At 71.0% G+C, this 24,143-nt stretch carries 21 protein-coding genes; 11 read left to right on the top strand and 10 right to left on the bottom strand.

Features of this window, described 5'->3' with window-relative positions:
- Positions 1–5 precede the first annotated feature (5 nt).
- Genes ALA01S_RS00575 through ALA01S_RS00560 form a run of 4 tightly spaced genes read right to left on the bottom strand, consistent with a single transcriptional unit; the run spans position 6 to position 4,605 of the window.
- The gene (locus ALA01S_RS00575) at positions 6–932 is read right to left on the bottom strand and encodes an ABC transporter permease (protein WP_066330777.1); all 927 of its coding nucleotides are present in this window, start codon (positions 930–932) and stop codon (positions 6–8) included.
- Positions 929–1,984 carry an ABC transporter permease gene (locus ALA01S_RS00570; RefSeq protein ID WP_066330613.1) on the bottom strand — a complete coding sequence of 352 codons (1,056 nt, stop codon included), beginning with the start codon at positions 1,982–1,984 and terminating at the stop codon, positions 929–931. The genes ALA01S_RS00575 and ALA01S_RS00570 overlap by 4 nt, the downstream gene beginning before the upstream one ends.
- A complete protein-coding gene (locus ALA01S_RS00565; RefSeq protein ID WP_066330611.1) occupies positions 1,974–3,581 on the bottom strand; it encodes an ABC transporter ATP-binding protein in 1,608 nt (535 codons plus the stop codon). Before ALA01S_RS00565 ends, ALA01S_RS00570 begins: the two co-directional genes overlap by 11 nt.
- 31 nt (positions 3,582–3,612) lie before the next feature.
- Positions 3,613–4,605, bottom strand: a complete 993-nt coding sequence (locus ALA01S_RS00560) for a BMP family protein (protein ID WP_157118677.1) — start codon at positions 4,603–4,605, stop codon at positions 3,613–3,615.
- Between the two features lie 262 nt (positions 4,606–4,867).
- On the opposite strand from ALA01S_RS00560, the gene purB reads away from it, so the two are divergent.
- The 3 genes from purB to ALA01S_RS00545 are packed head-to-tail and all read left to right on the top strand — an operon-like array spanning position 4,868 to position 9,260.
- Positions 4,868–6,238 (top strand): adenylosuccinate lyase, encoded by a 1,371-nt coding sequence (gene purB, locus ALA01S_RS00555; RefSeq protein WP_066330606.1) that lies wholly within the window; start codon positions 4,868–4,870, stop codon positions 6,236–6,238.
- Positions 6,239–6,252: 14 nt separating this feature from the next.
- Positions 6,253–7,074, top strand: coding sequence for an orotidine-5'-phosphate decarboxylase (gene pyrF, locus ALA01S_RS00550; protein ID WP_066330604.1), 822 nt, complete (start codon positions 6,253–6,255; stop codon positions 7,072–7,074).
- Between the two features lie 35 nt (positions 7,075–7,109).
- The gene (locus ALA01S_RS00545) at positions 7,110–9,260 is read left to right on the top strand and encodes a hybrid sensor histidine kinase/response regulator (protein WP_066330602.1); all 2,151 of its coding nucleotides are present in this window, start codon (positions 7,110–7,112) and stop codon (positions 9,258–9,260) included.
- Positions 9,261–9,290: 30 nt separating this feature from the next.
- Here the strand turns inward: ALA01S_RS00545 and ALA01S_RS00540 are convergent, their stop codons facing one another.
- Positions 9,291–10,574, bottom strand: a complete 1,284-nt coding sequence (locus ALA01S_RS00540) for a solute carrier family 23 protein (RefSeq protein WP_066330600.1) — start codon at positions 10,572–10,574, stop codon at positions 9,291–9,293.
- Between the two features lie 137 nt (positions 10,575–10,711).
- Between ALA01S_RS00540 and ALA01S_RS00535 the strand changes: the two genes are divergently transcribed.
- Positions 10,712–12,214: a PAS domain-containing sensor histidine kinase gene (locus ALA01S_RS00535; protein WP_066330599.1), complete on the top strand. Its 1,503-nt coding sequence runs from the start codon at positions 10,712–10,714 to the stop codon at positions 12,212–12,214.
- Between the two features lie 235 nt (positions 12,215–12,449).
- Here the strand turns inward: ALA01S_RS00535 and trxC are convergent, their stop codons facing one another.
- Entirely contained in the window at positions 12,450–12,893 is a 444-nt protein-coding gene (gene trxC / locus ALA01S_RS00530) for a thioredoxin TrxC (protein WP_066330598.1), read from the bottom strand.
- 112 nt (positions 12,894–13,005) lie between these two features.
- Here trxC and ALA01S_RS00525 point away from each other — a divergent pair, with 112 nt between their 5' ends.
- The 4 genes from ALA01S_RS00525 to ALA01S_RS00510 all read left to right on the top strand — a co-directional run bounded on the left by ALA01S_RS00525 (position 13,006) and on the right by ALA01S_RS00510 (position 17,208).
- The gene (locus ALA01S_RS00525; protein ID WP_066330597.1) at positions 13,006–13,536 is read left to right on the top strand and encodes an RNA polymerase sigma factor; all 531 of its coding nucleotides are present in this window, start codon (positions 13,006–13,008) and stop codon (positions 13,534–13,536) included.
- 48 nt (positions 13,537–13,584) lie between these two features.
- Positions 13,585–14,385 (top strand): anti-sigma factor family protein, encoded by an 801-nt coding sequence (locus ALA01S_RS00520; protein WP_066330595.1) that lies wholly within the window; start codon positions 13,585–13,587, stop codon positions 14,383–14,385.
- 72 nt (positions 14,386–14,457) lie between these two features.
- A complete protein-coding gene (locus ALA01S_RS00515) occupies positions 14,458–16,065 on the top strand; it encodes an AmpG family muropeptide MFS transporter (RefSeq protein WP_084267081.1) in 1,608 nt (535 codons plus the stop codon).
- Between the two features lie 165 nt (positions 16,066–16,230).
- Complete coding sequence (locus ALA01S_RS00510) at positions 16,231–17,208, top strand: M48 family metallopeptidase (RefSeq protein WP_066330593.1); 978 nt, start codon at positions 16,231–16,233, stop codon at positions 17,206–17,208.
- A 25-nt stretch (positions 17,209–17,233) separates the two neighbouring features.
- On the opposite strand, the gene ALA01S_RS00505 is transcribed toward ALA01S_RS00510, so the two are convergent.
- The gene (locus ALA01S_RS00505) at positions 17,234–17,881 is read right to left on the bottom strand and encodes an MBL fold metallo-hydrolase (RefSeq protein WP_066330772.1); all 648 of its coding nucleotides are present in this window, start codon (positions 17,879–17,881) and stop codon (positions 17,234–17,236) included.
- Between the two features lie 54 nt (positions 17,882–17,935).
- Here ALA01S_RS00505 and ALA01S_RS00500 point away from each other — a divergent pair, with 54 nt between their 5' ends.
- Both ALA01S_RS00500 and ALA01S_RS00495 read left to right on the top strand, forming a co-directional pair.
- Positions 17,936–19,132, top strand: a complete 1,197-nt coding sequence (locus tag ALA01S_RS00500; RefSeq protein ID WP_084267080.1) for a DUF1615 domain-containing protein — start codon at positions 17,936–17,938, stop codon at positions 19,130–19,132.
- A 3-nt stretch (positions 19,133–19,135) separates the two neighbouring features.
- The gene (locus ALA01S_RS00495) at positions 19,136–19,813 is read left to right on the top strand and encodes an alpha/beta hydrolase (protein WP_066330591.1); all 678 of its coding nucleotides are present in this window, start codon (positions 19,136–19,138) and stop codon (positions 19,811–19,813) included.
- Between the two features lie 4 nt (positions 19,814–19,817).
- Here the strand turns inward: ALA01S_RS00495 and ALA01S_RS00490 are convergent, their stop codons facing one another.
- Positions 19,818–20,609, bottom strand: a complete 792-nt coding sequence (locus tag ALA01S_RS00490; protein WP_084267079.1) for an exodeoxyribonuclease III — start codon at positions 20,607–20,609, stop codon at positions 19,818–19,820.
- Positions 20,610–20,644: 35 nt separating this feature from the next.
- Positions 20,645–21,709 carry an acyltransferase family protein gene (locus ALA01S_RS00485; protein ID WP_066330590.1) on the bottom strand — a complete coding sequence of 355 codons (1,065 nt, stop codon included), beginning with the start codon at positions 21,707–21,709 and terminating at the stop codon, positions 20,645–20,647.
- A gap of 222 nt (positions 21,710–21,931) precedes the next feature.
- Between ALA01S_RS00485 and pyrE the strand changes: the two genes are divergently transcribed.
- Entirely contained in the window at positions 21,932–22,612 is a 681-nt protein-coding gene (gene pyrE, locus ALA01S_RS00480; protein WP_066330588.1) for an orotate phosphoribosyltransferase, read from the top strand.
- A 75-nt stretch (positions 22,613–22,687) separates the two neighbouring features.
- Here the strand turns inward: pyrE and gatB are convergent, their stop codons facing one another.
- Positions 22,688–24,139, bottom strand: a complete 1,452-nt coding sequence (gene gatB, locus ALA01S_RS00475; protein WP_066330586.1) for an Asp-tRNA(Asn)/Glu-tRNA(Gln) amidotransferase subunit GatB — start codon at positions 24,137–24,139, stop codon at positions 22,688–22,690.
- Positions 24,140–24,143 lie beyond the last annotated feature (4 nt).

Here is a 24,143-nt window from a genome sequence, read left to right as displayed (position 1 = left end):
GGTCGCTAGCGCTCGCCCTTGCGGTAGGGCTTCATCAAGGCTTGAGGATAAGCCGCCCGCCGTGCCATCACGACGAGCGCGACGATGGCCATGGCATAGGGCAGCATGAGGTAGAACTGGTAGGGAATGGCGGCCTCGCCGCCGGCCTGTTGCAGCCGCAACTGCAGCGCGTCGAAGAAGGCGAACAGCAGCGCGCCGAGCAGCGCCTTGCCCGGCCGCCACGAGGCGAACACGACCAGCGCCACGCACACCCAGCCGCGGCCGTTGACCATGTTGAAGTAGAAGGCGTTGAAGGCCGACAGCGTCAGGAAGGCCCCCGCCACGCCCATGAGCGCCGAGCCCGCCACCACCGCGCCCGTGCGCAGCCGCGCCACCGACAAGCCTTGCCCCTCCGCCGCCGCCGGGTTCTCGCCCACCATGCGCAGCGCCAGGCCCAGCGGCGTGCGCTGCAGCCCGTAGGCCAGCAGCGGCACCAGCAGCAGGGCCAGCAGCGTCAGCGGCGTCTGCTCGGCCAGCACGGGAATAGGCAACTCCCCCATGGGCTCGAAGGGCGTGATGGTGGGCGGGCGCTCCACCTTGGGAAAGCTCACGCGGTAGGCGTAGCTGGCCAGGCTGGTCGCCAGCAGCGTGAGGCCCAGCCCGGCCACGTGCTGGCTCAGCGCCAGCGTGACGGTCAGGAAGGCGTGCAGCAGGCCCAGCAGCGCGCCCACGCCTGCTGCCACCAGCACGCCCGTCCACAGGCCCATGCCGGCGTACACGGTTAACCAGCCGGCGAAGGCGCCGGCCACCATGATGCCTTCCACGCCCAGGTTGAGCACGCCCGCGCGCTCGCACAGCAGCACGCCCAGGGTGCCCAGCAGCAGCGGCGTGGCGATGCGCAGCACGGCGACCCAGAAGGGGGCGGCGGCGAGCAGGTCGAGGAGGTCGCTCATGCCGCGCTCCCCGCCGCCGCCGGCCGGCGCCACACCACGCGGTAGTGCACCAGCAGCGTGGCCACCAGCATGGCGAGCAGCGCCAGGGCCACGATGACGTCGGCGATGTAGGTGGGCACGCCCACCTGGCGGCTCATGCCGTCGGCGCCGACCAGGATGCCGGCCACGAACGTCGCCGCCGCCACCACGCCCAACGGGCTCAGCCCGGCGAGCATCGCCACCACGATGCCGCTGTAGCCATAGCCCGGCGACATGTCCAGCGTCAGGTAGCCGGCGCGGCCCGCCACCTCCACCACGCCGGCCAGCCCGGCCAGCGCGCCGGACATCAGCGCCACCAGCAGCGTCACCCGCTGCACCGGCATGCCCGCGAAGGCCGCGGCCCGCGCATTCGCGCCCACGGCGCGTATCTCCAGCCCCAGCGTGGTGTGCCGCAGCAGCACCGCCAGGGCGATGGCCACCCCCAGCGCGGCCAGCAGCCCGCGGTGCAGCCGGCTGCGCGGCACGAGGTTGGCGATCTGCAGCTCGTCCGGCAGCGCGATGCTCTGCGGCCAGCCCATGGCCATCGGGTCCTTCATCGGCCCGTCCAGCATGGCCGAGACGAAGAGCAGGACGATGAAGTTCAGCAGCAGCGTGGTGACGACCTCGTCCACGCCCAAGCGCTTGAGCAGCGCCGGCCCAAGCAGCAGCAGCGCCCCGGCGGCCATGGCCGCGATCACCATGAGCGCGAAGGAGCCGCCCGCGCCCGCCACGGCCACGGCGGCCAGCGCGCCCGCGTAGAGCTGCCCCTCGGCGCCTATGTTCCACAGCCGCGCGCGGAAGGCGACCGCGGCGGCCAGCCCGGTGAGGATGAGCGGCGTGGCGCGGGTGAGCGTTTCCGTCAGCGCCAGGCGCGACCCGAAGCCGCCTTCGAGCAGCAGCCAGTAGGCGCGGCCCACCGGCGCGCCGGCCCAGGCCACCAGCGCCGCGCTCAAGGCCAGCGTCACCGCCACGGCCAGCAGCGGCGCGGCCAGCGCCATGGCGCGGGAGGGAAAGGCGCGCCGCTCAAGCCGCATGCACCACCCCGTCGGCCGCCGTGGCAAAGAAGGAGCCGGCGTGGCCCGCCGCCGCCGCGCCCGCCATGGCCAGGCCGATGTCGGCGCGCGTCCACTCGGCCACGGGCCGCGCCACGCCCAAGCGGCCGCCGTGCATCACGGCGATGCGGTCGGACAGCGCGAACAGCTCGTCCAGGTCGTCGGAAATGAGCAGCAGCGCCGCCCCGGCCGCGCAGGCCGACTGCAACTGGCCGTGCACGTAGGCCACAGCGCCCACGTCCAGGCCCCAGGTCGGCTGGTTCGCGACGATCAGTTTGGGCGCCGGCGCGGCCGGGTCGCCCGCCAGCGCGCGGCCCAGGATGAGCTTTTGCAGGTTGCCGCCGGACAGCCGCCGCGCCGGCGTGAACAAGCCGCCGGCCTCCGTGCCGCGCACGTCGAAGCGCTGCACCAGCGCCTGCGCATGGGCCAGCGCGCGGCGGCGCTTGAGCCAGCCCAGCACGGAAAAGCTGGGGCTGGCGTAGCGCTCCAGCACCGCGTTCTCCCACAGTGCCAGGTCGCCCACGGCGCCCACGGCATGGCGGTCCTCGGGAATGCGCGCCACGCCCGCGCGCAGCCACGCACGGGGTTTCGCCGGCAGGCGCTGGCCTTCCAGCACCAGGGTGCCGCTGTCGGGGGCCAGCACGCCGCACAGCAGGTCGGCCAGCGCCTGCTGGCCGTTGCCGGAAATGCCGGCGATGCCCAGCACCTCGTGGGCATGCAGCTCCAGCGTCACGCGGTTCAGGCGCGGGCGCGGCTTGCCCGCCACCGTCACCTCCCGCAGCCGCGCCACCAGCGCACCGCGCTGGCGCACGCCGCGCCCAAGCGGTGCGACGGCGTGGCCCACCATGGCTTCGGCCAGGGCCGCCTTGTCCACGCCGTCCAGCGTGTCGAACCGCGCGACCAGGCGCCCGGCGCGCAGCACGGCCACGCGGTCGGACACGCGCCGCACCTCGTCGAGCTTGTGGCTGATGAACAGGATGGACAGGCCCTCGCGCACCAGATCGCGCAGCGTGGCGAACAGCGCCTCGCTTTGCTGCGGCGTGAGCACGGCCGTGGGCTCGTCCAGGATCAGCACCCGCGCCCCGCGCACCAGCGCCTTGAGGATTTCGACCTGCTGCCGCTCGCCCATGGACAGCTCGGCGATGCGTGCATCCGGGGCCACCTGCAAGCCGAAGCGCCCGGCCGTTTCCAGCAGCTGGGCCCGCGCCGCGCCCCGGCGCGAGAAGGGCCGCCACAGCGGCTCGGTGCCCAGCATCACGTTGTCCAGCACCGTGAGGTTGTCGGCCAGCGTGAAGTGCTGGTGGACCATGCCTATGCCGGCGTTGAGCGCCGCGCGCGTGTCGCCCGCGGGCAGGGCGCGGCCTTCGACCTCCACGCACCCCGCGTCGGCCACGTAATGGCCGAACAGGATGGCCATGAGCGTGCTCTTGCCCGCGCCGTTCTCGCCCAACAGGGCCAGCACCTCGCCGCGGTGCAGCTCCAGCGAGATGTCGTCGTTGGCCACCAGCGCGCCAAAGCGTTTGGAGATGTGGGAGAGCCGCAGCAGCGGCGGCTCGGGAACTGCGGTGGTGGAGGTCATGCGCCGGCCCGGTACTGCGGCTGGAGCGCCTTTACCTGGCCTTGGGCGCGCCGTCGTCCACCTTGACGGCGAAGCTGCCGTCCAGGATGGCCTTTTCCCTGGCCTTCACCTTGGCCTTGAGGTCGGCGGGCACCTTGGCCTCGAACGTGCCCAGCGGGGCCAGCTCCGCGCCCTTGTGCTTCATGGCCGAGTACAGGCCGTAGTCCTCGGCCGCGAACTGGCCGGCCTTCACTTTTTTCAGCGCGGCCTCGATGGTGGGCTCCATGTTCCACAGCGCCGAGGCGACCACGGTGTCGGGGTAGCTGGACTGCGTGTTGATCACGTTGCCCACGGCCAGCACCTTGCGCTCCTTGGCCGCGTCCGACACGCCGAAGCGCTCGGCGTACATCACGTCGGCGCCCTTGTCGATCATGGCGAAGGCCGCTTCCTTGGCCTTGGGCGGATCGAACCAGCTGTTGATGAAGCTGATGCTGAATTCCGTCTTGGGGTTGATCTCGCGCGCTCCGGCGATGAAGGCGTTCATCAGCCGGTTGACCTCGGGGATGGGGTAGCCGCCCACCATGCCGATCTTGCCGCTCTTGCTCATGCCCGCGGCGATCATGCCGCTGAGGTAGGCCGGCTCCTGGATGTAGTTGTCGAACACCGAGAAGTTGGGCGCCTGGGGCTTGCCGGAGCTGCCCATGAGGAAGGCGACCTTGGGGTAGTCCTTGGCCACTTTGCGCGCCGCGGCCTCCACCGCGAAGGACTCGCCCACGATGAGCGCGTGCCCCCCTTCGGCGTACTGGCGCACCACGCGCTCGTAGTCGGCGTTGGCCACGTTCTCGCTGAACACGTACTCCACCTCGCCGCGCGCCGCGGCCGCCTTGAGCGCCTTGTCGATGCGGCTCACCCACTGCTGCTCCACCGGCACGGTGTAGATGGCGGCCACCTTGAGCTTGGACTGCGCCAGGGCGGGGCCCGCGCCGGCGAGCAGGGCGGTGGCGGCCAGCAGGCCGAGAGCGGGGCGGCGGGACATGGATCGCATGGCGGGAAGCCTCCTGGGGTTTGTTCGTGGCTTGTAGGCGCTCTGACGCAAGACCTGTTCCACTGCCGGTGCGGCCCGCCGCCGTGGACGCCTCAAGCATGCCCGCAAGGGTCACCCAGGGAAAGACCGACCGGCGCGCCGGGAGCCCGTTGTGGCCCGCCTCCTACAATGTCGGCCCCGATTTCCCACCCTCACGCGCCGCTTGAAACCGCCCGCCGCCGCGGGCCGGTCCGACGCCGCGTGGACAAATCAGTCTCCTGCCATGAACCTCTCCGCCCTCACCGCCCTGTCGCCGCTGGACGGCCGCTACGCCTCCAAGGTCGCGGCGCTGCGCCCCCTGCTGTCCGAGTTCGGCCTGATGCACCGGCGCGTGCAGGTCGAGGTCGAGTGGTTCATCGCCCTGTCCGACGCCGGCTTCGCCGAGTTCCTGCCGCTGTCGCAGGAAGCCCGCGCGCTGCTGCGCGGCCTGGTCGAGAACTTCTCGGAAGCCGACGCGCAGGCCATCAAGGACATCGAGAAGACCACCAACCACGACGTCAAGGCCGTGGAGTACTGGATCAAGTCGCGCTTCGAGGCGTCGCCTGAGCTGCAGGCCGCCGGCGAGTTCGTGCACTTCGCCTGCACCAGCGAGGACATCAACAACACCAGCCACGCCCTCATGCTCAAGGCCGCGCGCGAGCAGGTGCTGCTGCCCGCGCTGGACCGCGTCATCGAGCGCCTCACCGGCATGGCGCACCAGTTCGCCAGTGAACCCATGCTCAGCCGCACCCACGGCCAGACCGCCAGTCCGACGACGGTGGGCAAGGAGATCGCCAACGTCGTGGCCCGCCTGCGCCACGCCCGCTCGCGCATCGCCGAAGTCAAGCTGCTGGCCAAGATGAACGGCGCCGTGGGCAACTACAACGCCCACCTCTCGGCCTACCCGGCCGTGAACTGGGAAGCCTTCAGCCGCCAGGTGGTGGAGGGCTCGCTGGGCCTGACCTTCAATCCCTACACCATCCAGATCGAGCCGCACGACTACATGGCCGAGCTGTTCGACGCCGCCACCCGCGCCAACACCATCCTGGTGGACTGGTCGCGCGACGTCTGGGGCTACATCAGCCTGGGCTACTTCAAGCAAAAGACCAAGGCGGGCGAGATCGGCTCCAGCACCATGCCGCACAAGGTCAACCCCATCGATTTCGAGAACGCCGAGGGCAATTTCGGCCTGGCCAGCGCGGTGCTCACGCACCTGGCGCAGAAGCTCCCGATCAGCCGCTGGCAGCGCGACCTGACCGACTCCACCGTGCTGCGCAACATGGGCGTGGCCTTGGGTTATGCAGTTCTCGGCCTGGAATCGCTCTCGCGCGGCCTCGATAAATTGGAGCTCAACCGCGACGCGCTGGCCGCGGACCTGGACACGTCGTGGGAAGTGCTGGCCGAGCCCATCCAGACCGTCATGCGCCGCTACGGCCTGCCCAACCCGTATGAGCGTCTCAAGGAACTGACCCGCGGCAAGGCCATCACGCGCGAGGCCATCGCCGGCTTCATCGACACGCTGGTGGAGCTGCCCGACAGCGAGCGCGCGCGCCTGAAGGAAATGAGCCCCGGCAGCTACACCGGCTGCGCCGAGGCCCTGGCCAAGCGCATCTGAGAGGCGGCGCCGCCATGAAATTCACCGACATGCTGCAGGCGGCCGAGGCGCGCAACGCCTCGCTGCTGTGCGTGGGCCTGGACCCGGAGCCCTCGCGCTTTCCGGGCGAGTGGAAGGGCGATGCCTCGCGCATCCACGACTTCTGCGCCGCCATCGTGGACGCCACGCACGACCTGGTGAGCTGCTTCAAGCCGCAGATCGCCTACTTCGCGGCGCACCGCGCCGAGGAGCAGCTGGAGCGGCTCATTGCCCACATCCGCCGGGTCGCCCCCGGCGTGCCGGTGATCCTGGACGCCAAGCGCGGCGACATCGGCTCCACGGCGCAGCAGTACGCCAAGGAAGCCTTCGAGCGCTACCAGGCCGACGCGCTCACGCTGTCGCCCTTCATGGGGCTGGACTCGATAGAGCCCTACATGGAGGCGTATCCGGAGAAAGGCCTGATCCTGCTGTGCCGCACCTCCAACCCCGGCGGCAGCGATCTACAAGCCCAGCGCCTGGACAGCGGCGAGCTGCTCTATGAGCGCGTGGCGCGGCTGGCGCAGGGCCCGTGGAACCGCAGCGGGCAGTTGGGCCTGGTGGTGGGCGCCACCTTCCCGGCCGAGATCGCGCGCGTGCGCGAGCTCGCGCCGACGCTGCCGCTGCTCATCCCCGGCGTGGGCGCGCAGGGCGGCGACGCCGCCTCCACCATCCGCGCCGGCCTCGCGGCCGGCGGCACCGTGATGGTGAACTCCTCGCGCGCCGTGCTCTACGCCAGTGCGGGCGCGGACTTCGCCGCCGCCGCCCGCGCCGAGGCGCAGCGCACGCGCGACCTGCTCAACGCCGCCCGCGGGGGCTGATTCCCGCCGGCCCTTCACTCGTCGAGGTGGCGGCGATGCTCGGACCGCTGGTTTCCCAACCCGACTCGAAACTGCTGCGCGAGCTGCAGAACGACGTGCGCCCGCGCGTGGCGCGCTTCTTCTTTGCCGCCGCGGCCGCCGCGGCCACGGGCAGCGCGGCGCTGCTGGCGCTGCCCGGGGTGGAGTTGCCCGGCGTCGAGCGGCCGGCGCTGCTGCTGGCCGAGCTGCTGCTGTGCGCCGTGAGCCTGCACGCGCTGCGCTCGCGCTCGGGGGCGCTGGACGCGGCGGTGTGCCGCGTCTGCCTGGCGGCGCTGCTGCCCATAGGCCTCATCGCCTGGCTGGTGGACCGCGGGCTGCAGGGTGCGGGCAGCGGGCTGCTGGCGGTGCTGGTGTGCATGTGCGGCGCCATCGCGTCGCGGCGCACGGCGCTGCTGGTCAATGCCATGGCCGCCGTGCATTTGGGCGTGCTGGCCTGGGGCCAGTGGCGCGGCGCCTTGCCCGCGCACCCGGGGCAGCCGCTGGTGCTGCAAGTGGGTTGGCAGGCGCTGGTGCTGGCCACCGCCGCCGCGGGCGGGCGGGTGCTGCACGGCGTGCTGGGCCTGTACGAGGACGCGGGCAAGGACCGCGGCCAGCGCTTTTCCGCGCTGCTGTCCGTGGCGGCCGACATCTACTGGGAAACCGACGCGCACTGGCGGCTCACCCAGGTGCTGCGCCGCGGCCGGGGCGGGCGCTTCACCGTGCAGCCCGTGCGGCTGGGCCAGCCGGTGTGGGAGCAGCCGTCGCTGCGCCTGGGCCGCGCGGCCACGCAGGCGCTGCAGGCCGAGCTGCTGGCGCAGCGGCCGCTGCGCGAGGTCGAGATCGCTTGGCAGGCCGGGCCGCGCGCGCTGCGGCGGCTGCGCGTGAGCGGGCAGCCGCGGCGCGACGCGCGCGGGCGCTTCCTGGGCTACTGGGGCGTTGGGCGTGACGTGACGGTGGCACGGCGCACCGCGGCCGTGGCCGAGGCCGCGCGCGAGCGCTCGCAGCGCGAGTTGCGCCAGGCGCTGGACCAGGCCGAGGCCGCCAGCCGCGCCAAGAGCGCCTTCCTGGCCAACACCAGCCACGAGCTGCGCACGCCGCTCAACGCCCTGGTGGGCCTGGCCCAGCTCGCGCGCGTGCCCGGCGTGGGCGAGGACAAGCGCCAGCAGTACCTGGCGCAGATGCTCGACAGCGCCGACACGCTCATGGCCGTGATCTCCGACATCCTGGACCTCTCCAAGATCGAGGCCGGCAAGCTCGACATCCATCCGCAGGATTTCGACCTGCACGCCCTGCTGCAGCGGCTGCAGCGCGGCTACGCCGCCATCGCCCGCACCCACGGCCTGACGCTCACGCTGGACGTGGACCCCGCGCTGCCCGCCGGCGCCCATGGCGACCCCGTGCGGCTGCGCCAGGTGCTGGGCAACTACCTGAGCAACGCGCTGAAGTTCACCGAGCAGGGCACGGTGCGGCTGAGCGCCCGCCGCGCCGGCGCGGACCGCGTGCGCTTCGAGGTGGAGGACAGCGGCGCGGGCCTGGACGAGGCCACGCAGGCGCGGCTCTTTCAACCCTTCATCCAGGCCGACGACTCCACCACGCGGCGCCACGGCGGCACGGGGCTGGGCTTGTCCATCTGCCGCGAGCTGGCGCAGCTCATGGGCGGGGAGGTGGGCGTGACCAGCGCGCCGGGGCGCGGCAGCCGCTTCTGGTGCGAAGTGCCGCTGCCCGCGGCGGCCGCGCCGCTGGCGCCGCCCACACCCGCGCCCGCGCCGTCCGCGCAGGCCCTGGCCGGCGTGCGCGTGCTGATGGTGGAGGACAACTTCATCAACATGACCATCTCCACGGCCATGCTGCAGCAGTGGGGCGCGCACGTGACCGGCGTGGGCGACGGGCTGCAGGCGCTGGAGGCCGTGGAGCGCGCGCAGCGCGAGAACCGCCCCTTCCAGGCCGTGCTGATGGACATGCAGATGCCGCGCATGGGCGGGCGCGAGGCCACGCGCGAGCTGCGCCGGCGCTTCGACGCGCAGACGCTGCCCATCGTGGCCCTCACCGCCGCGGCGCTGCCCGCCGAGCGCGACGAGGCCCTGGCCGCCGGCATGAACGACTTCCTCACCAAGCCGATCGACGCGGCCAAGCTGCTGGCCACGCTGCAGCGGGTGCTGCGCGTCTGAGCCCGCTGGTACGCAGCCTGTAGGCGTTGTTCACCGCGCGCCGCGCTTGAGCAGCGCGTGCAGCGCGATGGCGCCGAAGGTGGCGGTGCCAATGCCGCCCAGCGCGAAGTCGCCGAAGCGCAGCGTGAAATCCCCCGTGCCCAGCACCAGCGTGACGGCCGCGACCATGAGGTTGGCGTTGTCGGAGAAGTCCACGCGGTTGCCCACCCAGATGCGCGCGCCGGAGACGGCGATCAGGCCGAACACCACGATGGACACGCCGCCCATCACCGCCAGCGGGATGGCCTGGATCAGCGCGCCGAACTTGGGGCTGAAGCCCAGCACCAGCGCCACCAGCGCCGCCATCACGAACATGGCCGTGGAGTAGATGCGCGTGGCGGCCATCACGCCGATGTTCTCGGCGTAGGTCGTCACGCCCGTGCCGCCCACCAGGCCGCTGGCCATGGTGGCCAGACCGTCGCCGACGAAGGCGCGGCCCATGTAGGGGTTCATGTCGCGCCCGGTCATGGCGGCCACGGCCTTCAGGTGGCCCAGGTTCTCCGCCACCAGGATCACGGCCACGGGGGCGATCAGCAGCATGGCGTGGCCGTCGAACACGGGCGCCGCGAAGCGCGGCAGGCCGAACCAGGGCGCGGCGGCCACGGCGGAGAGGTCGATGGGCTTGCCCAGGCCGAGCCCGTTGGTCAGCAGCGCGTACAGCAGCGAAGCGAGGATGAGGCCGACCAGGATGAGCAGCCGCTGCGCCAGCCCGCGGCTGAACACCGCCACCAGCGCGACGCAGGTGAACGTGACGGCCTGCATCCAGGCGTCGAAACCCGTGGGCGCCATGTTCTTCACCGGCACCGAGGCCAGGTTCAGGCCGATGACGGCCACCACCGCGCCCGTGACCACCGGGGGCATGAGCGATTCGATCCAGCGCGTGCCCGCGGCCTGCACCAGCAGGCCCAGCAGCACGTAGGCCGCGCCGCAGGCCACGATGCCGCCCAGCGCCACGCCCAGATTGGCATTGGCGCCCGGCGCCGCGTAGCCGGTGGCGGCGATGACCACGCCGATGAAGGCGAAGCTCGATCCCAGGTAGCTGGGCACGCGCCCGCCGGTGAGGACGAAGAAGACCAGCGTGCCCACGCCGCTCATGAGGATGGCCACGTTGGGGTCGAAGCCCATGAGCAGCGGCGCCAGCACGGTGGCGCCGAACATGGCCACCACGTGCTGCACGCCCAAGGCGGCGGTCTGCGCCCAGGACAAACGTTCATCGGGCGCAACCACGGCGCCCGCGGGGGCCTCCACGTGGCGCCAATGGGGGAAAAAGCTCATCAACTGCTCCTGCCTGCGAGGCAAATCAAAAAATCGGCGCGGCAGTGTAGGAGCACCCAGCATTCGCATGGTGGGCACTTGTGGCCTGCGCTAGATTGCACCCCTGACCCTCATCAAGGAGCCCCGTGGACCATCCAATGCCCCGCCGGAGCCTGGAACAGTTACTGATAGACGAATCGCCCCAGGCCCTGGTCGTGACCTCGCCGGAGGGCGAGGTCTGGCTGTGGAACCGCCAGGCGCAGCAGACCTTCGGCTACAGCGCCGACGAGGCGCTGGGCCGCCCGCTGGTGGAGCTGCTGGTGCCCCCGGACCATGTCGCGGAGCACGAGGCGCTGCAGCAGCGCGCGCTGGACGAGGGCGAGGCCCAGGCCCGCGCGGCCATGCGCCGCCACCAAGACGGGCGGCTGCTGTACGTGGACCTGTTCAAGCGCGTGGTGCGCGATGACGGTGACGCGGGCGGGGTGCGCTGCTTCATCAGCAGCTACCGCGACGTGACGGCGCAAAAGGTGGCGCGCGACGCGCAGTGGATAGGCCAGCGCTACCGCAACCTGCTGGAGTCGGTGCCGGACGCCATCGTCATCGTCAACGACAGCGGGCGCATCGTCCTGTTCAACAGCCAGGCGGAGAAGTTGTTCGGCCGCCGCCGCGAGCAGGTGGTGGGCGCTTCCATAGAGACGCTGCTGCCCGCGCGCTACCGGCAGGCGCACATCGGCCACCGCAGCCGCTACCACGGCGCGCCGACGCTGCGCAACATGGGCGCGGGGCTGGAGCTGTTCGGCCTGCGCGGCGACGGGGACGCGGGCCTGGAGTTTCCGGTGGAGATCAGCCTGAGCCCGCTGGAGACGGAGGAGGGCCTCTTCGTGATGAGCGCCATCCGCGACACCACCGAGCGCAAGCGCTTCGAGCGCGAGCTGCAGGAGAAGAACGCCGCGCTGCAGGTGGCCAACCAGGCCAAGGACCGCTTCCTGGCCACCATGAGCCACGAGCTGCGCACGCCGCTCAACGCCATCATCGGCTTCACCGGCATCCTGCTCATGCGGCTGGGGGGCGACCTCACGGCGGAGCAGGAGCGGCAGTTGGGCATCGTCAAGAGCAGCGCCGAGCACCTGCTGTCGCTGATCAACGACCTGCTGGACGTGGCCCGCATCCAGGCCGGCATGGTGCAGCTCAACCCCGAGCCGGTGGACGTGGGCGCGCTGCTGCGCGAGGTGCACGCCAGCCTCATGCCGCTGGCGCAGGCCAAGGCGCTGGCCTTCGACATCGCGGCGCCGGCGGACTCGCCCGTGCTGCAGGTGGACCGCCGCGCGCTGCGGCAGATCCTCATCAACCTGTGCAACAACGCCATCAAGTTCACCGAGCAGGGCTCGGTTGGGCTGGCGCTGAGCCAGGCTCAGGGGCGCACGCGCATCCAGGTGTGCGACACGGGCGTGGGCATCAGCGAGGCGGACCAGCAAAAGCTCTTCGGCGCCTTCACGCAGGTGGGCGACCCGCGCCGCCGCCCCGAGGGCACGGGCATGGGCCTGCACCTGAGCGCCCGCCTGGCCGAGCTGCTGGGCGCGAACATCGAAGTGCAAAGCCGCGTGGGCGAGGGCAGCTGCTTTACCTTGTGCTTCAGCTCGCCGCTGGCGGCGACGAGTTGAGACTGGACCGCTGCCGGCCCGTGAGCGGCGGCGCTCCCTCCTCTACCTCGTCATGCCCGCGAAAGCGGGCATCCACACCTGCCGGGCTGCTGGCGCGCCGACGCCAGCCCTGGGCGATGCGGTTGGAAGGAGACACCTCAGCGCTCGTGGATGCCCGCTTTCGCGGGCATGACGGAGCGGGAGGCGCAGCGCCTTGGCTTGCGGGAGGCGCCGTTCCTTGCGGGCGCCGCGCGCCTTACATCCCTGCCCACCGCACGATCTCGCCCGCCGGCATGGCGCCGCTCACGCGCGCCACTTCGCGCCCCTGCTGCAGCTTGAGCAGCGTGGGGATGCTGCGCACGGCGAAGCGCGCGGCGGTGCGGGGGTTGGCGTCGGTGTCCACCTTGACCAGCAGGGCGCGGCCCTTGAGCTGCTGGGCAGCCTGCTCGTAGGCCGGGGCCATGCTGCGGCAGGGGCCGCACCAGGGGGCCCACAGGTCCACCACCACGGGCAGCTCGGTGCGGGAGACGACCTGCTCGAAGTTGGCGTCGGTCAGCGACACGGGGTGGCCGTCCAGCAGCGGCTGGCCACAGCGGCCGCAGCTCGGGTCCTGGCCCAGCCGCGCGCTGGGAATGCGGTTGAGCGCCGCGCAGTGCGGGCAGGCCACGTGGGTCGAAGCGGGGGAGTTTGAGGCATCCATGACCCGATGGTGGAGGCGGCTGGCCGCCTCGCAAGGGCGCCTGGCGTGTCGATTCGTTCCGGCAGGGCGGTGCCCGGGAATAATGGCTTGACCTCGTTCGTACACCGCTGAAGTGAACGCTCCCGACTCCTTCAGACAACAACTGCTGGCCGCCATCCCGCGGCTGCGCCGCTATGCGCGCTCGCTGGTCTTCGACGCCGAGCGGGCCGACGACCTGGTGCAAAGCACGCTGGAGCGGGCGCTGGCGCGCTGGCAGCAGTTCGACGAGCGGCGCGAGCTGCTGGTGTGGCTGCTGTCCATCGCGCACAACGCGCACCAGGACGGGCTGCGGCGCGACGCGCGGCTGTCGGTGCTGGAGCCCGTGCGCGTGGAGCAGGAGCTGGACCGGCAATCCGCCCTGGAGCCGGACATCGGCTTGCGGCTGGACCTGCTGGCCGCGCTGCGCACGCTCACGCCGGAGCTGCGCGCGCCGCTGCTGCTGGTGGTGGTGGAGCAGTTGAGCTACGCCGAAACGGCGCAGGTGCTGCAGATACCGCCGGGCACGGTGATGTCGCGCATCAGCCGCGCGCGGCAACTGCTGCGCCGGCTGCTCGGCGACGGCAAGCCGCCCACGCGCGTGCCGCACCTGCGCCGGGTGATCTGAAGCGCGCGGCCACCGGGCACAGGACTCACGACAAGACCGCGGGAGAGCATGGACACCGATCAACGCATGGACGACGAGCGGCTGAGCGCCTGGCTGGACGACGAGCTGAGCCCCGAGCAGCGCGGCCACGCCGAGCAGTGGCTGCGCGAACACCCGGCCGATGCCGCCCGCGTGCGCCAGTGGGCGGCGGACCGCGACGCGCTGCGCGCGCGCTTCGACTCCGTGCTGGACGAGCCCGTGCCCGCGGGCATGCAGCGGCTGCTGCGGCCGCGCCAGGCGTGGCTGGACCGCACCTGGGGCCGCGCCGCCGCGGCGCTGCTGCTGGTGACGGGCGGCGCGCTGGCCGGGGCCGGCGCCATGTGGCGCTGGCAGGACGCGCTGCCGCCGCAGCTCGCCGCCCATGGCGGCGCGCAGCCCTGGGTGCAACGCGCCGCCGTGGCGCACGCCGTCTATGCGCCGGAGCAGCGCCACCCGGTGGAAGTGCGCGCCAACGAAGAACACCTGGCGCGCTGGCTGACCAAGCGCACCGCGCTGCCGGTGAAACTCTTCGATCTGCAGCCCCAGGGTTTCAGCCTCGTGGGAGGAAGGCTGTTGCCCGACGCCGCGGGGCCCAGCGCGCAGCTCATGTACGAGGACGGCGAAAAGCACCGCGTCACCGTCTACCTGCGCAAGCCGGAAGCCGGCACGCCGGCCGCGTTCCGCTTCGAGCGGCAGGGCGACTTGAACCTCTTCTACTGGGTGGAAAGCGGCTGCGGCTACGCGCTGGTGGGCACGCTGCCGCGCGAGCGGCTGCTGGCGCTGGCGATGGAGATCCACAGGCAGCAGACGGCGCAGGCGACGCCGGGTTGAGAAACGGGGCGGGGCAGGGCGGGCCGGCGCGGCGTCGGCGGGGCGCCGGAGCGCGCTCCCTAAAATCCCGCGATGCCTCCTTCCCCCGCCGCCGCCGCGGACGCGGCGCGCACCCCGGCCCAGCGCGCCGCCGCCATCCACCGCTTTCTCGCCGTCACGCTGCTGGGCTTCGCCTCGGGGCTGCCGCTGGCGCTCACGGGCCAGGCCATGCAGGCCTGGCTGTCGGCCGAGGGGCTGGACGTGGCCACCATCGGCTTCCTCAGCCTCGTGGGCCTGCCCTACACCTTCAAGTTCCTGTGGGCCCCGCTCATGGACCGCTTCGAGCCCCCGGGCCTGGGCCGGCGCCGGGGCTGGCTGGTCGTCACGCAACTGCTGCTGGCCGGCGCGCTGCTGCTCATGGCGTCCACGCCGCCCGCGGGCGCCACGCGCGCCTTCGCGCTGCTGGCCGTGGCCGTGGCCTTCCTCTCCGCGTCGCAGGACGTGGTGATCGACGCCTACCGCACCGACCTGCTGCCCGCGCGCGAGCGCGGCCTGGGCTCCTCGCTCAACGTCATGGGCTACCGCCTGGCCATGATCCTCTCCGGCGGCGTGGCCCTCATCTGGACCGACCCGGCCCAGGGCGGCGGCTTCACCTGGCCGGCCGTCTACCGGCTCATGGCCATGCTGATGGTGGGCGCGGCCGTCGTCTCGGCCGTGCTGCTGCCGCGCCTGCCGCGCACCACCGCCCCGCGCACCGTGGCGCGGCACGACGTCATCGGCTTCCTGGCCGTCATGGCCGCCGTGGCCGTGGGCTACCTGCTCAGCGACCGCTTTGCCCTGGCTTTCGCGCAATGGCTGCTCAGCCCTTTCTGGAGCGGCAGCGCCCTGGCGCCCGCGCTGCAGGCCAAATGGACCGAATTGCTCGCGCTGATGCTGGGCATCGCCTTCACCTTGCCGCTTGCCGCCTGGGCCGCGCGCAAGGCGCGGTTCGAAACGCTGCTGCAGGGGCTGCGCAGCTACTTCGAGCAGCCGGGGGCGGGCGCTTTCCTGGCCTTCATCGTCCTCTACAAGCTGGGAGACGCCTTCGCGGGCTCGCTGCTGACGCCGTTCCTGCTGAAAGCCATGGCCTTCAGCCCGGCGGAGGTGGGCGTGGTCAACAAGCTCATCGGCCTGTGGCTGACCATCCTGGGCGCGCTGGTGGGCGGGGCGCTCATGTTGAAGCTGGGCCTGTGGCGCTCGCTGCTGCTGTTCGGCCTGCTGCAGATGGCCAGCAACCTGGGCTTCTGGTGGCTGGCGGTGGCGGGCAAGGGCGTCATTCCCGGCATCACCATCCCGGCCTTCGACCTGGGCTTCATGCACCTGGCGCAGCCCACGGCGGTGGACGGCGGGCTGCTGCTGGTGGTGGCGCTGGAGAACCTCTCCGGCGGCATGGGCACGGCCGCCTTCGTGGCCTTCCTGATGAGCCTGTGCAACCAGCGCTTCACGGCCACGCAGTACGCGCTGCTGAGCGCCTTCGCGGCGGTTGGGCGCGTGTGGGTCGGCCCGCTGGCCGGGGTGCTGGCAGAGTCCATCGGTTGGGCCGACTTCTTCATCGTCTCCACCCTGGCCGCCGTGCCGGCGCTGGCCATGCTGTGGCGGCTGCGCGAGAGCGTCCGTGCCCTGGAAGTGGACCCGGACGCCCCCGCCGCGGCCGACGACTGAAGCCGTCAAGCCGCCTGCAAGCCGCGGGCGGCAAACTCATTGCCGGCTGCGACGTTCTTGAAATTGGCGTTACCGGCTTTCACATCGCGTCAGCCGGGCACGCACCGTGCCCGTTGAGCGCATTCCAACGATTCAACGCCGCCTGGAGCGGCCTCACCTCACGCCATGAGCACCGACGCCTTCCGCACCGATGCCGACATCTCCACCGAGCCGCTGCTGGCGCACGCGGGCTGCGCCTGCGCGCTGTGCGGGCGCGGCGCCGCGCGCCTGGGCGGCGAGGGGGGCAACGCGGGCGGCGGCGTCTCGCGGCGCCTATTCACCGGCGCGCTGCTGGGCGGCGCGCTGCTGCCCGCGGTGGCGCAGGGCGTGCGGGAGGAGGTGGGGTCCGAATCCGCCTTCTCGCGCTTGGTGCCGGCCGAGGAGGTCGAGGCCGCCGCCACGCAGCAGTACAAGCAGCTCCTGTCGGAAGCCGCCTCCAAGCGCGCCCTGGCGCCGGCCGAGCACCCGCAGGTGCAGCGGCTGCGCTACATCGCGCAGCGCATCATTCCCTTCACCGACACCTGGAACCCGCGTGCGCGGCAGTGGAAGTGGGAGGTGAACCTGATCGGCAGCAAGGAGCTCAACGCCTTCTGCATGCCGGGCGGGAAGATCGCCTTCTTCTACGGGATCCTGCAGCAGCTGCAGCTCAGCGACGACGAGGTGGCGACCATCATGGGCCACGAGGTGGCGCACGCGCTGCGCGAGCACGCGCGCGAGCGCATGGGCAAGTCGGCCGCGACGCAGTTGGGCGCCGGCGCCCTCTCGGCGCTGCTGGGCCTGGGCAACCTGGGCAACCAGGTGCTGGGCATGGGCAGCCAGTTGCTGACGCTGAAATTCAGCCGCGAGGACGAGTCCGAGGCGGACATCGTGGGCATGGAGCTGGCGGCGCGCGCCGGCTACGACCCGGCCGCCGGCGTGAGCCTGTGGCAGAAGATGATGGCCGTGAGCCAGGGCGAGCCGCTGGCCTTCATGTCCACCCACCCCAACAGCGAGACGCGCATCCGCGACATCCAGGCGCGGCTGCCGCGCGTACAGCCGCTGTACGCGCAGGCCGCGAAGCCGCCGCAGCGCTTTGGGCCGCCGGCCAAGACGGGCAACCGCTGATCACCCGCGCCGGCCGCGCGTGGGCTCACGCCCCCCGCAAGTCCCTCACGTAGGGATTGGTCCGCCGCTCGCGCCCAAAGCTGCTCTCCGGCCCGTGGCCGGGGATGAACACCGTGTCGTTGCCCATGGGCCACAGCCGCTCGCGGATGCTGCTGATGAGCTGGTCGTGGTCGCCCTGCGGGAAGTCGGTGCGGCCGATCGACCCGGCGAACAGCACGTCGCCCACGAAGCAGCGCTCGATCTCCGCGGCGTGGAACACCACGTGGCCCGGCGTGTGGCCGGGGCAGTGGCGCACGCTCACCTCGCTTTTGCCCAGCTGCAGCTTGTCGCCGTCTTCCAGCCAGCGCGTGGGCGTGAAGTGCTCGGCCGGCGGGAAGCCGAACATCACGCTCTGCTGGGGCAGGCCGTCTATCCAGAACTGGTCGCCGCGGTGCGGGCCGATGATGGGCAGCCCCTCTTCGCGCGCGAGCTGGCCGGTGCCGCCGGCATGGTCGATGTGCGCATGGGTGAGCCAAAGCGCCACCAGCTTGAGGCCGCGCTGCTTCACGGCGGCGCGCAGCATCTCCAGCTCGCCGCCGACGTCGATCAGCACGGCTTCCTGGGTCTGGTCGCACCACAGCAGCGAACAGTTCTGCTGGAACGGGGTGACGGGGAGGGTTTCGTAACGAAGCATGGCCGCCATTGTGGCCGGCACGGGGCGGGCATTGCGCCTGCCGCAGGAGCAGCGATGGATCACGCCCGGGCACCAAGCCCCCACGACCCCAGCGAAGCGCCGGCAACGCGCACGGCCCGCAGCCGCCTGCCGCACGCGGCCGCCGGCCTGGCCACCGCGGCGCTGCTGCTGGCGGGCTGTGCCAACAACGAATCCCAGTCCACCGCCTGGCCGCGTCCGCAGGACAGCCGCGCGCTGCTCTTGAGCCTGCTGCCCGCCCAACTGCCGGACCGCGCCGGCTGGGCCACGGACACCTACGCCGCCTTCTCGGCGCTGCAGATCCCGCCCACGGCCGCCAACTTCTGCGCGGCGCTGTCGGTGGCGGAGCAGGAATCGAGCTTCCAGGCCGATCCGTCCGTGCCCAACCTGGGGGCCATCGCGCGCAAGGAGATCGACGAGCGCGCCGGCCGCGTCGGCGTGCCCTCGCTGCTGGTGTCGGCCGCGCTGCAACTGCCCTCGTCGGACGGGCGCAGCTATGCCGAGCGCATCGAATCCGCCCGCACCGAGCGGCAGTTGAGCGACGCCTTCGAGGACCTCATCAACCGCGTGCCCCTGGGCCAGCGCCTGTTCGGCAAGCTCAATCCGGTGCGCACCGGCGGGCCCATGCAGGTGAGCGTGGCGTGGGCGGAAGCGCACGCCGAGCGTTATCCGTACCCGCTGGACGGTGGCGTGCGCGCAGCGGTGTTCAGCCGCCGGGGCGGGATGTTCTTCGGCATCGCCCACCTGCTGGACTACGCCGCGCCCTACGACCGGCCGCTCTACCGCTTCGCCGACTTCAACGCCGGGCGCTGGGCCAGCCGCAACGCGGCGTTCCAGCGGGCCATCAGCGCCGCCAGCGGCATCCCGCTCACGCCGGACGGCGATTTGTTGCGCGGCGACGGCCAGCGCGGCGCGACGGAAGCCGCGGCGCTGTCGCTGGCGCCGCGGCTGGGCGCGTCCGAATCGGAAGCGCGCAGCGCCCTGGAGCTGGGCGACCAGCCGGGCCTGGAGAAGAACGGCTTCTATCGCCGCGTGTTCGAGGCCGCCGAGCGCAACGAGGGCAAACCTCTGCCGCGCGCGGCGGTGCCGGACATCGCACTGTCCAGCCCAAAGATCACCCGCCCTCTGAGCACCCGCTGGTTTGCCGACCGCGTGCAGCAGCGCTGGCAGCGCTGCATGGCGCGCGCGCCGGCGGGTTCGCAGGCGGCTGTTTCATCGCCCGTGGAGCCCTGAGCCATGTCCAACGCACCGACCGTCGAAACCCTGGAAGTGGAAACCGGCGACCGCCCAACGGCCAGCCTGATCGTGCTGCACGGCCTGGGCGCCGACGGCCACGACTTCGAGCCCCTGGCCCAGCAGATGGATTTATCGGCCCTGGGCCCCGTGCGCTGGATCTTTCCGCACGCGCCGGTGCGGCCGGTGACCATCAACGGCGGCTACCGCATGCGCGCCTGGTACGACCTGCTGGGCAGCGAGCTGCAGCGCCGCGAAGACGAGCCGGGCCTGCGCGCCTCGCTCAAGGAAGTGCTGGCCCTGGTGGCGCGCGAGCGCGAGCGCGGCGTGGCGGCACGGCGCATCGTGCTGGCGGGCTTCTCGCAAGGCTGCGCCATGGCGCTGCTGGCGGCCCTGCGCTGCGAAGAGCGCCTGGCGGGCGTGGCGGGCCTCTCCGGCTACCTGCCGCTGGCCAGCCTCACCGCCGCCGAGCGCCACGGCGCCAATGCCGATCTGCCGGTGTTCCTGGCCCACGGGTCCATGGACCCCGTCGTGCCCATGGCCGCGGGCAGCGGCACGCGCGAGCTGCTGCGGCAGCTCGGCCACGAGGTGGAGTGGCACGAGTACCCGATTGGGCACACGGTCAGCATGGAGGAGCTGGAAGCGCTGCGGACGTGGATATTGAAGACGGCGGTGGCCTGAAAATTCACAGCGCCAAGTCGTACTCGATCGTCAGCGGCGCATGGTCCGAAAACCGCGTCGCCTTGTGGATCGCCGCGCCGCGCGCCGCCTTGGCGATTTCCGGCGTGGCGATTTGATAGTCCAGCCGCCACCCGACATTCTTGGCCCAGGCCTGCCCGCGGTTGCTCCACCACGTGTAGCACTCGTCGGTGGTGTCGGGGTGCAGGTGGCGGTAGACGTCCACCAATTCCAAATCCTTCACCATGCGCGAGAACCATTCGCGCTCTTCCGGCAGGAAGCCGCTGTTCTTCTGGTTGCCGCGCCAGTTTTTCAGGTCAATGGCTTGATGGGCGATATTCAAGTCGCCCACCATCACGAATTCACGACCCTGGGCGCGCAGTTCCTTCAAATGCTCGAAGAACACCGCCAGGAAGCGGAATTTAGCGGCCTGGCGCTCCTCGCCGCTGGAGCCGCTGGGGAAATAGGCGCTGATGACGCTCAACTTGCGCACGCTGGTATCGAAGCGCGCCTCCACATACCGGCCCTCGGCGTCGAACTCCTCGCAGCCAAAGCCCGAAACAAAATGGCTGGGCTCGCGGCGCGTGTAAATGCCTACGCCTGAATATCCTTTTTTCTGCGCATGGTGAAAATGGCAATGAAAACCCTTGGGGGAAGCGACTTCAGCCGGCAGGTCGCAGGCGTGGGCCTTCAGTTCCTGGACACAAATCAGGTCGGCATCCTGTTCGGCCATCCACTCCATGAAACCCTTGGAGGCGGCGGAACGGCAGCCGTTCAAATTGGCGGTAATGATTTTCACGGGCGCGATTCATTGGTTTGCAGCGGGCCGGATTGTCACACCACCACTGCGCGCGGGTGGCGGGGCCGGGCGCCCATGCGGTCCTTGAGCAGGCTCACCAGCGGCAACTCCACACAGCGGCCCAGCAGCATGGTGCCGGCCAGGCCGATGGCGACGGCCAGGGCATACACCAGCACCTCGGGCAGCGCGTGGTACAGGCCCAGCTTGAGCATCACCCAGTAGCTCACGTTGATCAGCAGGATGTGGCCCAGGTAGATGGAGTAGGACACCGAGCCCATGCGTGCCAGCCAGGCCGGCGTGCGCAGCGCCTGCTGCTGCTCCAGGCTCACCAGCGCCATCAGCACGGCGGCCGAGGCCAGGCCCAGGGCCAGCGCGCCCATGTCGGAATGCAGCGGCCAGGGGCCGCGCACCTCCAGCACCACCGCCCCAATGAACAACCCCACCGCCGCCGGCAGCGCCACCCGCGGCAGGCGCAGCGGGTAGCGGCGCGTCCACACGCCCACCACCACGCCGAACAGGAACTGCAGGCAATGTGCATTGGCCATATTGAAAGGCAATTCCACCTGCACCAGCCCAAAAATCCGCGCCAGAATCACGAGTGCCCACGTGGAAAATGCGATAGCACCCAGCCTGACATTCAGCAGCAGCAGGCAGAACAGCACATAGAAAAGCAGCTCATACTGCAGCGACCAGGCCACCCCCACGTATTTCGGCTCGCCCTGGCCCATGAGCAGGAAAATCGTGCCGGGAATGTCGTTCCAGCCCATGCTTATTTGCAGGCCCTTGCCGGCGGCAAGATGGCCTGCGGTGGCAACGACAATGGTCAACGCCAGCACGGCCCAGTAAATCGGAAATATCCGCGAGAACCGGCGCCACAAATAGCGTGGAATACTCTCCGGCCGGCCCAACTCCTTGAAATGCACGTAGGTGATGATGAAGCCGCTGAGCACGAAAAAGAAATCCACGCCCACGTAGCCGAAGCCAAAGATATTGCCCAGGCCAATATGGCCGGAGAGATGATCCACGCGCATGACATTACCGGCATGCAGCAGCACCACGATGAGGGCGGCCAGGGCGCGGGCGCCTTCTATGGCATCCATCCGGGACGGTGCGCGTGGCGCAGGCGGAATTTGGGAGGAAACGGTCATGGACGGGAGGGCACGGAAAAAGCGTCGGCGGATCATAAGGAGCCCCCCCGCGGGCACGGAGGCGGTCCAGCGGCCCCGGCGTGAATTAGTGATGGCGGGCGGCGTGCCGGGCGCGCGCGGGCGCCCCCCTACAATGCCGCGCCCTCGTTTTCACCTCACCAAAGCACGCCCACCATGGACAAGCACCCGATTACCAATGACTCGCTGGCCCAAGACTTCGTGAAGTTCGCAGTGGACGTGGGCGTGCTGCGCTTCGGGGAGTTCAAGACCAAGGCCGGGCGGCTGTCGCCCTACTTCTTCAACGCCGGGCTGTTCGACGACGGCGCCAAGCTCGGCCGCCTGGCGCAGTTCTACGCACAGCGCCTGGTCGCCTCCGGCCTGGAGTTCGACATGCTCTTCGGCCCCGCCTACAAGGGCATCGCGCTGGCCGCGGCCGTGTCGGTGGAGCTGGCGCGCCTGGGCCACAACAAGCCCTACGCCTACAACCGCAAGGAAGCCAAGGACCACGGCGAGGGCGGCACGCTGGTGGGCGCACCGGTGCGCGGGCGGGTGCTGATCATCGACGACGTGATCTCCGCCGGCACCTCGGTGCGCGAGTCCATCGCCATGATCCGCGCCGCCGGCGCCCAGCCCTGCGGCGTGACCATCGCCCTGGACCGCCAGGAAAAGGCCACCGAGAACGGCGCCGACGTGCCCTGGTCCGCCGTGCAGTACGTGCGCGACAAGCTGGGCCTGGCGGTGGTGAACATCGCCGCGCTGTCCGACCTCATGAGCTTCCTGGACCGCAGCGAGGACCCGGCCCTGGCGCAGTTCAAGGCGCCGGTGGCGGCCTACCGCGAGCGCTACGGCGTCTGACGCCCGGCGTCGCCCAATGAAAAACGGCCCGCTCGTCGCGGGCCGTTTCGTTGGGAGCCGGGGAGGGCGGCCGGATCAGCCCTGCAGCTTCTTCTTCAGCAACTCGCCCGCCAGGCCCGGATTGGCCTTGCCCTTGCTGGCCTTCATCACCTGGCCGACCAGGGCGTTGAACGCCTTGTCCTTGCCGGCGCGGAACTCGGCCACGGACTTCTCGTTGGCCGCCAGCACCTGCTCGACGATGGCTTCCAGCGCGCCGGTGTCGCTCATCTGCTTGAGGCCCTTGGCCTCGATGAGCGCGTCCACGTCGCCGCCTTCGCCGGCCCACAAGGCGTCGAACACCTGGCGGCCGCCGTTGTTGGAGATGGTGCCGTCGGCGATGCGACCGATCAGCGCACCCAGCGTCGCGGGCGCCACGGGCGCCGCCTCGATGGACGAGCCGTCGGCGTTGAGCCGCTTGCTGATCTCGCCCATCAGCCAGTTGGCCACCAGCTTGGGTTGCTTGCAGGCGTCGCGCGCGGCCTCGTAGTAGCGGGCGAAGGCCAGGCTTTGCGTGACCATGCCGGCGTCATAGGCCGGCAGCCCGTCCTGCTGCTGGAAGCGGCCGGCCATGGCCTGGGGCAGCTCGGGCATGTCGGCCTTCACGCGCTCCACCCAGTCCGGCGCGATCACCAGCGGCGGCAGGTCGGGGTCGGGGAAGTAGCGGTAGTCGTGCGCGTCTTCCTTGCTGCGCATGGCGCGGGTCTCGCCGCTGTCCGGGTCGAACAGCACGGTGGCCTGCTCGATGGACAAGCCGTCCTCGATCTGGTCGATCTGCCACTGCACCTCGTAGTCGATGGCTTGCTGCAGGAAGCGGAAGGAGTTGAGGTTCTTGATCTCGCGCCGCGTGCCGAAGGGCTCGCCGGGGCGGCGCACCGAGACGTTGGCGTCGCAGCGGAAGGAGCCTTCCTGCATGTTGCCGTCGCAGATGCCGAGCCACACCACCAGCGCGTGCAGCGCGCGGGCGTAGCCCACGGCTTCCAGGCTGGAGCGCATTTCCGGCTCGGAAACGATCTCCAGCAGCGGCGTGCCCGCGCGGTTGAGGTCGATGCCGGTGAGGCCGTGGTAGTCCTCGTGCAGGCTCTTGCCCGCGTCCTCTTCCAGGTGGGCGCGGGTGAGATTGATGCGCTTCTTCTCCTCGCCGGCCAGGAACTCGATCACGCCGCCCTGGACGACGGGAATCTCGTACTGGCTGATCTGGTAGCCCTTGGGCAGGTCCGGATAGAAGTAGTTCTTGCGCGCAAAGATCGACTGGCGCGCCACCTTGGCGCCCACGGCCAGGCCGAAGCGGATGGCCCGCTCCACGGCGCCGCGGTTGGGCACGGGCAGCGTGCCGGGCAGCGCCAGGTCCACGGGGCTGGCCTGGGTGTTGGGCGCGGCGCCGAAGGCGGTGGAGGCGCCGCTGAAGATCTTGCTCGCGGTGGAGAGCTGGGCGTGCGTCTCCAGGCCGATGACGACCTCGTAGCCGCGTATGAGTTTGGGCGTGGTCATGGTG

Origin of the sequence: Azohydromonas lata NBRC 102462 (assembly GCF_001571085.1) — a bacterium.
Lineage (GTDB): Bacteria > Pseudomonadota > Gammaproteobacteria > Burkholderiales > Burkholderiaceae_C > Azohydromonas > Azohydromonas lata.
This window is presented reverse-complemented; position numbering and strand designations above follow the sequence as displayed.